General features: G+C 56.2%; 11 protein-coding genes. 1 reads left to right on the top strand and 10 read right to left on the bottom strand.

Annotated features, from left to right (window positions below; genetic code table 11):
• Positions 1–46 precede the first annotated feature (46 nt).
• Entirely contained in the window at positions 47–1,933 is a 1,887-nt protein-coding gene (locus NST26_RS13150) for an Rqc2 family fibronectin-binding protein (protein WP_340953481.1), read from the top strand.
• Between the two features lie 257 nt (positions 1,934–2,190).
• Here the strand turns inward: NST26_RS13150 and NST26_RS13145 are convergent, their stop codons facing one another.
• The 10 genes from NST26_RS13145 to NST26_RS13100 all read right to left on the bottom strand — a co-directional run bounded on the left by NST26_RS13145 (position 2,191) and on the right by NST26_RS13100 (position 12,507).
• Positions 2,191–3,102 carry a PHP domain-containing protein gene (locus NST26_RS13145; RefSeq protein ID WP_340953483.1) on the bottom strand — a complete coding sequence of 304 codons (912 nt, stop codon included), beginning with the start codon at positions 3,100–3,102 and terminating at the stop codon, positions 2,191–2,193.
• Between the two features lie 72 nt (positions 3,103–3,174).
• Complete coding sequence (locus NST26_RS13140) at positions 3,175–4,074, bottom strand: selenium metabolism-associated LysR family transcriptional regulator (RefSeq protein WP_036729432.1); 900 nt, start codon at positions 4,072–4,074, stop codon at positions 3,175–3,177.
• An 85-nt stretch (positions 4,075–4,159) separates the two neighbouring features.
• Positions 4,160–4,597, bottom strand: a complete 438-nt coding sequence (locus NST26_RS13135; protein WP_340953485.1) for a hypothetical protein — start codon at positions 4,595–4,597, stop codon at positions 4,160–4,162.
• 117 nt (positions 4,598–4,714) lie between these two features.
• The gene (locus NST26_RS13130) at positions 4,715–5,683 is read right to left on the bottom strand and encodes a GGDEF domain-containing protein (RefSeq protein ID WP_340953486.1); all 969 of its coding nucleotides are present in this window, start codon (positions 5,681–5,683) and stop codon (positions 4,715–4,717) included.
• Between the two features lie 239 nt (positions 5,684–5,922).
• A complete protein-coding gene (locus NST26_RS13125; protein WP_340953488.1) occupies positions 5,923–7,173 on the bottom strand; it encodes an MFS transporter in 1,251 nt (416 codons plus the stop codon).
• Between the two features lie 159 nt (positions 7,174–7,332).
• A complete protein-coding gene (locus tag NST26_RS13120) occupies positions 7,333–7,818 on the bottom strand; it encodes a MarR family transcriptional regulator (protein WP_340953489.1) in 486 nt (161 codons plus the stop codon).
• A gap of 65 nt (positions 7,819–7,883) precedes the next feature.
• Positions 7,884–8,147: a YlbG family protein gene (locus tag NST26_RS13115; protein ID WP_036694997.1), complete on the bottom strand. Its 264-nt coding sequence runs from the start codon at positions 8,145–8,147 to the stop codon at positions 7,884–7,886.
• A gap of 43 nt (positions 8,148–8,190) precedes the next feature.
• Positions 8,191–8,628 (bottom strand): YlbF family regulator, encoded by a 438-nt coding sequence (locus NST26_RS13110; protein ID WP_036729443.1) that lies wholly within the window; start codon positions 8,626–8,628, stop codon positions 8,191–8,193.
• 46 nt (positions 8,629–8,674) lie between these two features.
• Positions 8,675–10,795, bottom strand: a complete 2,121-nt coding sequence (locus NST26_RS13105) for a helicase-associated domain-containing protein (RefSeq protein WP_340953490.1) — start codon at positions 10,793–10,795, stop codon at positions 8,675–8,677.
• Complete coding sequence (locus tag NST26_RS13100; protein ID WP_340979248.1) at positions 10,795–12,507, bottom strand: DNA repair helicase XPB; 1,713 nt, start codon at positions 12,505–12,507, stop codon at positions 10,795–10,797. The genes NST26_RS13105 and NST26_RS13100 overlap by 1 nt, the downstream gene beginning before the upstream one ends.
• Between the last annotated feature and the right edge of the window lie 188 nt (positions 12,508–12,695).

Raw genomic sequence — 12,695 nt, 5'->3', positions numbered from 1 at the left:
ATCATAGAGGGAGTACTTTATTATCAGGCGACAGGAGAACCTTATCATGGCATTAGACGGCATTGTTACCCAAGCGATCGTGCATGAGCTTCAGCCCTTCATCGGTGCACGCGTCGGCAAAATATATCAACCCAGCACACATGACCTCATCTTCACCCTGCGCGGTGCGGGCGGCGGCGGCAAGCTGCTGCTGTCGGCGAACCCGACCTACCCCCGGCTGCACCTGACCGAGAGAAGCAGCATCAACCCGGCGGAAGCGCCGATGTTCTGCATGCTGATGCGCAAGCATTGTGAAGGCGGCACCATCGAGAGCATTACCCAGGTGGGGCTTGAACGAATTATTCATATCACCATCAGAACACGGGATGAGCTGGGGGATGTCTCCGCCAAAAAAATCATCATCGAGCTGATGGGACGCCACAGCAACATCATTCTGACCGAGCTGGCCACGGGGACGATTATCGACGGCATTCATCATGTCACCCCGTCAATCAGCAGCTACCGGGTCGTTATGCCGGGAGCGGCTTATACCCAGCCGCCGCAGCAGCATAAGCTGAATCCGCTGCAGATCAGCCAGCCGGACTTCCTTACCCTGATAGCCTCGGCAGAGGAAGCGGCCCGCTACGCCGCCGAGCATCCTCAGGAGCCGGAGGAGGATATGATCGAGGGCGAGATCGCCGGACTGCTGGCCTCACTTGAGGCACCGCAGGCTGACGGCTCAGGCGGCCCGGCCCCTTCAGCAGAGCCGGCCGGCTGGCTGGTCCACGCCTTCAGCGGCCTGAGTCCGCTGATCGCCGGAGAGATCCTCCACCGTTACAAGGAGATGGGCGGAGAAGCTGAGGATTTCAGCAGCGGGATGGATAAGCCCGATCAGCTCTGGGAAGCCTTCCATTCCGTCATGGAGCCGGTCAGCAAGTTGGAATTCGCTCCAGTCACCGGTTGGAATGCCAAGGGCAAGCCGGTATTCTCGGCCATTCCGCTGAAGCTCATGAGCGGGAATGTGAAGCATTACAGCTCCATAAGCTTGTGCCTGGAGGATTATTACGGGGACAAGGCGGAGAAGGACACGGTTAAGCAGCGGGTTAGCGACCTGATCCGCTTCCTCAGCAACGAGCGCAGCAAGAACATCAAGAAGCTGGCCAACCTGCAAAAGGATCTGAACGAAGCCGAGGATGCAGACCAGTTCCGGATCTGGGGCGAGCTGCTGTTCGCTTCCCTGCACACCGTGAACAAAGGCGACAAGGAAGCAAAGCTAGTAAACTACTATGATGAGAATCAGGCGGAGATTACCGTTCCGCTCGACCCGCTGCTAAGCCCTACAGACAATGCACAGCGGTATTTCAAAAAATATAACAAGTACAAGAACAGCCTGCGGGTGATCGGCGAGCAGGTCAAGAAGACACACGAAGAGATTGCCTATATGGAACTGCTGCTCCAGCAATTAGCCCATGCCTCACTGAATGACATTGAGGAGATCCGCGAGGAGCTGGTTAGCCAAGGCTATCTCCGCGACCGCAGCAAAAAAGGCAAGAAGAAAAAGAAGGCTGCCAGACCTACGCTGCAGGTATTCACTTCCTCTGAAGGGGTTGACATCTATGTCGGCAAAAACAATCTGCAAAACGAGTATGTCACCAACCGCCTCGCTGCTCCGAACGATACCTGGCTGCATACCAAGGATATTCCCGGCTCGCATGTGGTGATCCGCAGTGAGGAATTCGGCGATGCCACCCTGGAGGAAGCTGCTCAGCTCGCTGCCTACTACAGCCAGGCCAAGCAATCCAGCAGTGTGCCGGTGGACTGTACGCTCATCCGTTACGTGCGCAAGCCGAGCGGAGCCAAGCCGGGCTTCGTCATCTACGATCATCAGCGGACACTCTTCGTCACGCCCGATGAAGAGCGGATCAAGCAATTGCCGAATGTGCTGCGGAGTTAAGCGGAAAACCGAATACATTGGGCTGGTGCGAAGGTGAACGGCACATTGTATGCGGAAAACCGAACACAATAGTAGGTGGTTTCCTCTTACTGATCATGCGCTTTACTAACAGTAAGGATTGCTCCTACCAAAAAACCTCCGTCCTGTAGCGCCTGCGCTAAGGGTCGGAGGTTTTTAGTGTCTTGTGTTTTGTGTTTTGTGTCTTGTGTCTGGCGTTTTGTGTTTTTGTATCCTGCGCTCTTTGCTGTGTCCTACAGTCAGCCTCTGGCAGCCTTAAGCTGCTCCAGCACAGCGGCAGGCACACTCACACTGCCGAGATCCCCGTGGAAAACAACGCCCTGCCGCGCACCATGAAAATCCGAGCCGCCGGTTACACTCAGGCCGAATTCCGCAGCCAGTGCAAGGTAGCGCTCATGCTCTGCCGGGCCATGATCGGAATGATACACCTCGATGCCGTCCAAATCACATTTCTCCACGATTCTGCGCACCAGTGCGTCATCCCCGTAGATTCCCGGATGGGCCAACACCGCTGCACCTCCTGCTTCACGAATCCACTGGCAGGCCGTCTCCGGGGTAATGCGCGGAGGCGAGACATAGGCCGCCGCACCTTCGCCCAGATACTTGTCGAAGGCATCCCGCATATCTCCGGCTGCACCCAGCCGCACCAGCTCATCCGCGATGTGCGGGCGGCCGATGCTCTCATCAGGCTTCAGCTCCCGGCCAAGCCCTGACACTACCTGCTCCAGGGTGATCGCAATGCCCAGCCCGCGCAGCTTCTCCAGAATTGCTTCATTACGCCCGAGCCGGATACCCCGCTGCTCCTCCAGGCGGGACAACAGCAGTTCCTGTTCTATGTCGATATAGTAACCGAGGACATGGATCTCCTTGCCGCTCTGCCGTGTGCTGATCTCTACTCCGGGAACTACAGTAATCCCGTACCGCTTGCCTGCTTCCAGTGCTTCCGCTACTCCGCTGACCGTATCATGATCGGTAATGGCTAGCGCTGCCAATCCAGCCTCGTAACCAAGCCGCACATTCTCTGCTGGCGGCTGCATGCCGTCCGAGGCCTGGGTATGGGTGTGCAGGTCGCATCTGCCGGCTGTATCAGCAAGACCCGCTGTAGCTAACTCCGCCTCTGAATGCCCGCTATGACTTGTAGGGTCTGTCATGGAATTCCTCCGTTCTTTCAAGTAAGTTTACATGCTTTCATGCAGCTACACACATCTAGCTATGCATATCCGTTACTGTCCACCGGCATGCTGGCGCAGGAAGCTCAGGAAGGTTACCGCCGAGATCGGCAGTAAGGTCGATTTCAGATGAATAGCGTAGAATTGCCGTTTGAAGGAGGCATCCGTCAGATTGACAATCTTCAGCAGGCCGAGCGCTACTTCATGCTTGACCGAGGAGGTCGAGATAATTGTAATCCCCAGCCCTGCCTCTACCGCCGACTTCACCGCCCCGGTACTGCCCAGCTCCATCACAATCTGCATCGCTGCAGGGTCAAGCCCGTTAGCCTCAAGCTGCTCCTCCATCACCCGCCGTGTGCCCGAGCCGCGTTCGCGCAGCACGAATGGATAGGCGAGCGCCTGAGCCAGCGTCACTTCCGCCTGACCGGCCAGTGGATGCTCATGGGGCACGATCAGCTTCAGCTCATCGCCCATTACCGGCTCAATCACCATGTCCGGGTGGGAGACCGGCGCTTCAATCAGCCCGAAATTCAGCTGATGCTTATGAATCTCATCCATAATCTGTGAAGTGTTCATCACCTTCATCATAATCGAGATATTCGGATATTCCTTGCCGAAAGGCCCCAGCAGGCGGGGAAGCACATATTCACCGATGGTCAGGCTGGCTCCGAGCATCAGGCGGCCCTCCAGCATGTGGGTGAAGGCCGACATCGCCTGATCCGTCTCGCGCATCAGCTGCATGCTGCGCACTGCGAACGGCATCAGCGTCAGGCCGGCCTCGGTGAGTATGATTTTTTTGGTGGAACGGTCGAACAGCTTGGTTCCGAAATAATCCTCAAGCGCCTGAATCTGCATCGTCACCGCAGGCTGGGTCATATGCAGAGTCTGCGCCGCCGCCGAGAAGCTGCCCCGTTCGGACACGGTATAGAAAATATGAAGCTGATGAAAATTCATACGTTACTGACTCCTTCGCTAATTTCAGTCTTCAAGCAAAAAGGCACGCAGCCCTAAGCCGCATGCCTCCCTCGTTTCAAGTATCCTACTTGCGCCTGCGGCGTTTCTTGGACAGCTTCATGCGCCGGGAATGTCGCAGCCAGGAATAGTATCGCTTGAGATCCCGGAGCTGCGGAGTCACCGATATTTTGCCCAGAAAAGACACGATTACCATGACATACAGCGGCTCTCCGGAGAGGGCCGTGACGCCCTCAAGCTGCCTGAAATCAGCCACGATCACCGTATCATTATCGATCAGATAGGCATTATAATCACTGTTCGAGTAAGGCCTCAGCCGGTTCTGCTTCAGGGCCTGCCAGATCCAGGCGGTCACCTCCACATTTCCGCTGTCCTCAGCAGCTACCCGGTCCGCATATCGGCTCTTGGCATGCCGGGTCAGCACGATGTCGGCAATCCCGTAGTTATTCAGCATGATATGGAAGGGTTCGTGCACCCCCCACCAGTCCATCCCCTTGCCCTGCATAGTCATCACACTCCACGTAAAAAGGGTCTTGGCATGCTCTTATTGTTGTCAATCTTACCGCATTGACGGCCGTTGTTCAAGCATACCGCCATCCCGGGAGAGTTACATGGCGAAACCTCAGCTGCCCGTCCGGTGCATACTGATATCGCTGTCATCGACATAGCTGCTGCCTCTGATCATTTTGCAGCTTTTTTTGAAGCGGGCCGCCTCTACAGACAGCTCCTCAATGGAAGCAAACCGGCGGCTGCGGTTCGTAACCACGGCAATCGAGATCGAGACCAGCGGGATCTCCTCCAGTTGTCCCGAACGGCTCTCGGTCAGCACGTATTTCTGGGCCAGATGTCCGGCATGATAGAAATCCTTAACTGCCGTATCGAACGCCGCGATGATGCTTCTGCAGCATTCCTCGTAGTGATAATCGCTGATAAAAATAATAAAATCATCCCCGCCGATATGCCCCAGGAATCCGTTCATCCGCAGCGCCTCACGCTTCAGCAGCTCCGCAGTGGCCTGAATCATACGGTCGCCTTCCTTGAAACCGTAGGTGTCGTTGTACGCCTTGAAATGGTCAAGATCGATGTAGAGCACACTGAATTCATCCTGCAGCAGCGACTTCACCATCCACTCGGTAATGCTGATATTCCCCGGGAGCCCTGTTAACGGATTCAGGAAGCTGGCGGCCACCGCCTGAATCTCCGCGAAGTTAAGCAGCAGATCCCGTACGCTAACCGCTCCGAACAGGGCCTTCTCATGAGTCACGATCACATAGTCGTACAGATTCTCATCCTGCCTCGACATCGCCTGCCTGCTTACCTCAATAATCGGCGTGTTATAGTCCACCACCAGCGGATTTTTGTCCATCACCAGTTCTACAGTTCTGCCCATATAGAGCGTATACCCATACAGCGTACCTATTTTCTGATAAAAGCTGATCCTCATAATCAATCCGGCGGTGCGCCCGTTTTCCGTGACGGCTACGCCTTGGAGCTGGGGATTGCTTTTGAAAATCTGGTCCACAAACCCGCATTTGTGATGAATCGAAATGTCCGGGATTTGTTCAGCGATTTCACCGATCTGCAGAAACATGCTTACACCCTCCCTTGACTGGATACTGGAGCACCGGAGACGGAAGCGCTCCACGCTCAGGCCGATGAGCCGGTCTCCCGAGCGCATAGCCAAGGGTCCCTGTCTTATTCATCTAATCCCCCGTATGCTTGTCTTCCTGAATTCAATAACTTCTCTTCAGCATAGATTGGAATTATTAAGCAGGGATAAACTTCGGGCCGGGGCATTGCCTTCTGCGCACCTTTTTTCACACTAACGACCTATTTCGACAATGCTCCTGCCCGGTTAATCGTATACAGCACAGGGATCGCCGCTCCAATGAGGATCACCCCCATGAATGCCGGTGCAGCCGGTCCAAGCAACACATAGAGCTGTCCGCCAACCAGCGGCCCGATCATTCTCGCCAGCGCCTGAATCGATTGGCTGCCCCCTTGAACCCGTCCCTGCTCGCCCGCTGCGGCAGATTTGGACAGCATTCCGTTGAACGAGGGCCCGAAGACCGAATCGCCGAAGCCGAAGATAAACATCCCTGCGATAAAAAGGGGATAAAAGGCGAACAAGGCCGACAACGCAAACAGGACATATCCAACAATTTCCGAGACCATTCCGAGGAGGGCGATTTGCCGGTCACTGTATCTTTTCAGGAGCTTCGGCATAATGAATCCTTGGGACAGAATATCCTGCAAGCCCATGATAGAGAACATCAATCCGATGATCACCGGCTTCCAGCTGAAATTATCCAATGTGAACTGTGAAAAAATAGCCTGGAATGAGCCATTCGGTATCCACAGCAGGAAGGCGGAGACAAACAGTCTATTGAGGTTCTTCATGGACAGCAGGTTCGCAAGCTGCGTGAAGGGGTTCAGCCTGACTAAGGGGATTGCCTTCAGTCTCTTACTTTTCTCCAGACTCTCCGGCATGAACAGGAAGCCATAACCCACATTCAGTAATGTTACCGCTGCGCCAGCATACATGGGCACCGAATACCCGAACTTGGCCAGCAGCCCGCCTATCGACGGACCGATAATAGTTCCCGCCCCTACCACCGCACTCACCCAGCCAAAGTACTTGGTCCTTTGCTCCGGCGGAAGAATGTCTGCAAAATAAGCGAAGATTGTACCGATGCTCCCGCCTGTGATCCCTTCAATGATCCGCCCGGCGAACAGCACCCATAAAGCCCCTCCAAGGCCAAATATGAAGTAACCGGCAGCCGAACCCAGCAAGCATAGCAGAAGCAGCGGACGTCGTCCGTATTTATCACTCAGCGCACCCAGCACAGGCGCCGCACAGAACAGGCAGGCCGCATACACTGAGGTCAACAGAGTAACCATCACCGCTTGTTTTCCGGGATCGCTAATGTAAGGCTGGACGAGGAATGGAACCACAGGAGCTATGATACTGAAGCCTATTCCGCATAAAAATACTGAGATTAGACCGAATATAAGCGCGTGCTTATCCACCGTTGGTTCTGAAGGTTGATCTTGATTGTCAGCTGGTTTGGATGTGGACATGTATCTTCTCTCCTTAGAGTTTATGATTTGTTTCCTGAGAAACAATATCATCCTAGCACACTTTTGATTCCAAGGAAACAAAATATTGAATATAAAAAAACACCCTGCCGGGTGAAAGTAACTCTGCCTGTAATATTCTGTTGAAGTATAGAGGGGAAATTAATCTTCTTCCGTGCTGTTCTCCAGCTCCAACTCCTGCTTCTTAATCTCTTCATCCAAATGCCTATTGTACTTCTCCATGAAGCTGAGCATACCGGCATACTGGCTATCGGTCACCTGCTCAAACACGGGTCTGTCCCGCTCCCGGAACTCACGGTGCAATTCGTCATGGATCTGATACACAGCCTTCCCTTGACCGGTTAGCCTGAAATAGATTTCCTTCTGATTGTCCGGCTTCTGGTAGCTCTCGATAAGCCCCTTGTGCAGGAGCTTCCGTGTAATCTTGCTGATCGCCCCTCTGGTCATGTACAAGGCCTCTGCAAGCTTGGTCACGTTGACGTCTGCATGTCGTCCGATGTATTCAATACAGTGCACCTCCGAGGGTTTATTGCCCTTAAGACTGATCTCCATCTTCGACTTGTTCAGCCAGCTCATCTTATTGAATAATTCCCGGAAAGCGGTTAAGACCTGTTCCTCTTTGTTCATTGGTGGTCCCCCTCTTAAAAAAACAGACGCCAGCGGCGTCTGTCTAAATAACCCTTATCCCTGAACTACAGACCGTAGTACTTGGACTTGTCCGGTCCGTTGCTGGTATATTCCGTCTTCAGTTCATTGCGGTACGAACGCTCAATCTTGCGCACATAAGAAAGTCTGCGGACATTCTTCATGACTTCCTCGGCGCGCTCCGCATTGACGTACATTACCGCATAGTGCATTTTACGGGAAACGTAGTGCAATGTGCCGTACTTCTCCAGGTTGCGCGCCGCCTTGACGTCGCTAACCCATACAATATAACCTGTCCGTTCCGCAAACATAAGCTCATCCGCCTCTCTTTCTCTATCTCCTCACCGGGTCAGCTTATCCGCAGGAGCATTTGCCGCCGCTGCCGCATCCGCCTTTGGGGGACGGATCATTGCTGGGGACCTTAATACTGTCCGAGACCGAGAATGCGATCGCCTCAGACATGGAATGAAGAATATCATCCAGCGTCTTCTCCGCATTCTTGAAGCGGACCACCGCTTCGAACTGCTCCAGCTCCCGCTCTACAGCCTCAACCTCATCCTTGGCCGAGTGATAGTTCGGGTGAAAATGACCAAACCGCTGTGTCTCGTCAAACAGCTCCTTCTTGCCTTGCAGCCGCTTGATCATGGCCTGGATTTGGGGATGGTTATCTACCTGTCCCTTCCAGTATAGGTAATCCGACACTTCTGCGGATTGATTAATCATATCGCCTAATTCATAGGCGTATGTCAGCACTTCAGCCATATCGACCGTATTTAATTCCGCTACGCTCATGAACTTCAACTCTTTTCTGCATTTAATGTTCTACCGCAGCGATAGACTACCTTATCATAACATATCCGCCCGCCTCAGCAGAAGAAGAATTTCTGTGCTTAAGCGGATGCAGCAGCTGAATTTCCTGCCAGTCCTCCGCTGCAAGCTCCGTCTCCTCTGCCGTCTCCGTTCCCGGGAGCAGCAGAATGCCCCGTACCTTCCATGGACGTCCGCTGATCCGCTCAGGAATGAAATCCGCCGCCTTGCCCCCGTAGGAGAGCCGGACCTTGATTCCCCAGCTTAGGGCCTGCTCCATTACCTTTTGCGCTGTAGTGATATGATACTGTCTCCACTGATTGAACCACATCTGCGGCACGGCCTCCTCACCCGGCAGCTCCAGCATCGGGGGGCCGCCCCTGTCCAGCGGCAGGAGCTTCGGGGACGGGCCCGTTCCCAGCAGGCCCCGTTCCCCGGCTGCGGCAGGGAGCTCGTAGCGCAGCACTGGCTCGTCCGGCCCAGACAGCCCGAACAGCCGCTGCTGGCCCGCAGCCCCGTTCAGGTCCCCTGTCCTTACGGACGGCGCCAGACCGGCGGCTGCTAGCTCCTTGCGCAGCTGACCGGCAGCCTCCGGCCGGACGATGAAGTGGAGCGGGCCGATGCGGGTAACGATGTCCTGCAGCCGGGGATGGGCGGCGATTATCTCGCCCTCCTGCTCTCCGGCGCAGGACAGCAGAAGAACCTCCGCCAGTTCGGTCCGCCCGATCGCTCTGGCCCACTGCCGGAGCGCCAGTAGGACCTGCTCCGGCAATCCTCCGGCGGCATGGGCGTTCAGCCAGGAGATCACTTCACCCGGGGCGAACCCCTGGTCCGCCGCGGCCTCCAGCCGCTCACGGGTCAGCCGGAAGCTCCAGAGATCCTCGTGATGCAGCAGCTCCGCACACCCGGCCAAGGTCCAGCGGACCGTATAAGGGACCTCCGGTGGTACCAGCACCTCGAAATCAGGCTGAACAATGAAGCCGGGGGACGGGGAAGCCGATGCTTGCGGCAGCGGGCTACATGCGGCTTCAGCTGCTACGGGTCTCTGCGGGCTGAGGACGGTGTCTTGAGCTTCGGCGGCGCTGTCCAGGATTGCTTGGCTGTGTGAGGCTATGCTTGGACTGCTGCTGGCTGTTTCCGGGTTACTGTCCGCTTCTTCTGCACCCTCTTGATGCTGCGGGGTTATTCCTAGGCTATGTCCCGTCAGCTGCGGCTTCCTTGCCTTCCAGCGGAAGCACTCCGCTCCTTCTGCTGAAGACCCCAGCTGACACCAGCCGAAGGCGGCCAGAAGGCGAATCCAGGCAAGTGACGCCTGCTTAAGCCCTGAGTCTGAGCCTGTCCCTGCTGCCCCCGGCACAGGCTGCTCCCCGGCTAGACCATTCTGCCTTATCCAGCTTAGAACAGGCTCTACCGCAAACCACTCGTCCGTCTTAAACTCTGCTGCCGAGAGCAAATGTCTGAAATGCTGCTCTTCAGGCAGCGGAGCACCGTAGCGGCTGATTACCAAGGTGTAGAGCGTATCCGTCATCTCTTGTGCGGTAAGAGCCAGCCAGCGTTGCAGCATCGGTCTGTCTACTCCATACCCGCTGTTATCGCGGGTAATCAGCCCCAATACGCTCAGCAGATCAATGATTAATGTAACCGGCAGCGGATAACTCTGGTGACCGGCCGAGGACTCAAGGAGGGCCAGAGACTCCCCCGGTATGGACAACTTTCCGGCTAACCGCCCAAGCTGCTTCTTATGTATCACTCCCTTAGATGTCAGAGGCAGGCCTTCCTGGGATATGAACAGCAGTCCCTGAAATAGCTCCCCTGCCAGTTCTGAACACGCTGCATGCTCAACCCGTACTGCCCCCTCCACCCGCACCTGCGGGCAGCCCGTCCAGAAGCTCCGCAGGATCAAGGGATACTGCTGCTGCGGAATCTGATACAGCCGCTCCCCCCACACCTTCTGACGCAGCTCCAGCATCCCTGTGTAAAGCAGTTCCTCCAGGGCCAGCAACTGCTCGGCTCTACACAGGAATTCAGGCCGCAGCCGCTCTGCAGAATCCTCTGTACATGGCGAAGCCGCATGCTCTGCCGCTATCCGCAGCAGCACTTCACAAGCATCCGCAGACAGCTTGCCGATATCATCTGCCGGTTCCAGTTCCATCAGAGAACAGCTCCTTCCGCCGGGTCCAGCATCCGGACCCCGTATTCGTAGCCTTGCTCTGTCAGGAACATCCGGCGGCGCAGGGCGAAGTCCTGCTCCCGGCTGTCTCCCGTGACCAGCGTGTAGAAATACGCCCGGTTATCCCCCGGCTTCGGGCGAAGGATTCGGCCCAGCCGCTGAGCCTCCTCCTGCCGGGAGCCGAAGGCGCCGGATACCTCAATTGCTACCGAGGCATCCGGCAGATTCACAGCAAAGTTCGCAACCTTGGAGACAATTAGCACCGGCAGCTTGCCATCATTGAACGCAGCGTAGAGCGCATTCCGCTCCTTCTGCGGAGTCTTGCCCGTGATCAGAGGGGCCGCCAGCTCCAGCGCCAGCTGCTCCAGCTGGTCGAGGTACTGGCCGATCACTAGAATCGACGCTGCGGGATGCGCCGCAGCAATCTGCGCTGCGGCCTGCGCCTTAGCCTGATTACCGGCCGCCAGCCGGAATTGTTCCTTCGCACCGGCATACATATATTGCTGCCGCAGCTTCTGGTTCATCGGAACGATGACCTCGATGCAATCGACAGCTGCAATCCATCCCTGCCGCTCCAGCACCTTCCAGGGCAGGTCGTAGCATCTCGGGCCGATCAGGGAGAACACATCCCCCTCCCGCCCGTCCTCCCGGACCAGCGTTGCTGTCAGCCCCAGCCGCCGCGTAGCCTGAATATCTGCGGTTGCCCGGAAGACAGGTGCCGGAAGCAGATGGACCTCGTCATAGATAATCAGCCCCCAGTTTCGTTCATGGAACAGATTCATGTGGACAAACGCTCCTCCCTTGGAGCGCCTGTGGGTCAGCATCTGATAAGTTGTAACGGTTACCGGCCGCACCTCCCGGTGCTCTCCCGTGTATTCCCCGACCTCATCTGCGCTCAGCGTGGTCCGCAGCAGCAGTTCCCCGCGCCACTGTTCTACTGAAGTCGTGCTTGAAGTAAGGATCAGTGTCTCGCACTGCAGCTGCTCTAGCACCGCAAGGCCGACAACTGTTTTGCCTGCCCCGCAGGGCAGCACGACCACACCGCTGCCGCCATGTCCGCCGGTTCCCTGGAACTTTCGGACAGCCTCCCGTTGATAATCCCGGAGCCTGAATTCGGCGCTGCTCTCTTCACCCGTTCCCCTTAGAGTTTCCCGCCAGGCCATCTTCAGCATCTGCCCGTCCCGGTACCCGGCATAGTCAAGAACCGGATAACCCAGTCTGGCCAACTCCTGCTTCAGCAGACCCCGGTTCATCTTCGGACAATGGCTATGCAGCTCCCCGGTCCGGCGCAGGCCCAGCTCCTTCAGCTTCTGAGAGTCATCCAGTTCATCCAGCCGACTCGCCCGGTCAGCGGTTAACGTAACAAGCTGCGGATCACTCTTATCCGCGTGCAGATGCAAGCTTCCGTAACGGGACATCAGCAGCTCCATCTCCGCCTCGACCCCGGAAGGAATGCCCCACCTGGACAGCCTGCGCAGTCCTTCAATGACCTCTGCCGCTGTCTGTCCCCCGGCTGCGGCGTTCCATAGGGACAACGGCGTGATCCGGTAAGTGTGGTAGGCTGGAGGACTTTTGACAAGCTCGGCAAATCCGCTTAGAACCGTCCGCGCCTCCTCAAATCCCGGATGTCCGCATTCCAGCAGAATTGTCCGGTCATTCCGTGTGATGCATGGCCCCGCCCCTGCTCCGCTCATCCTATTCCCTCCTTGTGTGCTATAGTGGTTCACCTTTGTCCCTACAACGAAAAAGCCCACCTCCGCCAAACGGATATGAGCCACTCGTCATTCTATTAATGCAGCTGCTGCTGCTGTGAGATTTCATGGAGCAGCTTCGCAGCCTCATAGATATTGTCCAGCAGAGTAACCGGCACAGGCTGCTCGGT

It is taken from the genome of Paenibacillus sp. FSL R7-0128 (genome assembly GCF_038002245.1).
GTDB lineage: Bacteria > Bacillota > Bacilli > Paenibacillales > Paenibacillaceae > Paenibacillus_AQ > Paenibacillus_AQ silagei.
The sequence above is the reverse complement of the archived record's forward strand: the minus strand, read 5'-3'. Positions and strand labels throughout refer to the sequence as shown.